The sequence below is a fragment of the Streptomyces sp. P17 genome (assembly GCF_032436805.1).
Lineage (GTDB): Bacteria > Actinomycetota > Actinomycetes > Streptomycetales > Streptomycetaceae > Streptomyces.
This window is the reverse complement of sequence record NZ_JAVRBF010000757.1, coordinates 1-275: the sequence shown is the minus strand read 5'-3', so window position 1 is coordinate 275 and position 275 is coordinate 1. Positions and strand designations below refer to the sequence as shown.

The window sequence follows — 275 nt, the reverse complement described above, 5'->3', positions numbered from 1 at the left end:
AGTGACATTGCCAAAAACCAACGAACTAGACATAGAAAAAAAATTCATTTGGATTTTTGATGCAAAATACCGCATAAAGTTAGATAAAAATCGTTTTGATGATGGCAGTGACGATATTACAAAAACCGATTATGTGCCAGATGATGCTATTAACCAAATGCATCGCTATCGTGATGCTTTAATTCGTTTAAGTGGCTCTGAGATAAAGACTGGAAATGTATCTCCAAACGTTGACAACCTTTCAACGAGGCAGAATGTGAAAAAAAGTCGTCCCG

1 protein-coding gene is annotated in these 275 nt (G+C 36.4%); it reads left to right on the top strand.

Annotated elements, in window-relative coordinates; genetic code table 11:
* The coding region (locus tag RMT89_RS42845) for a nuclease domain-containing protein (protein WP_315889169.1) at positions 1-275 on the top strand (275 nt) is incomplete at both ends.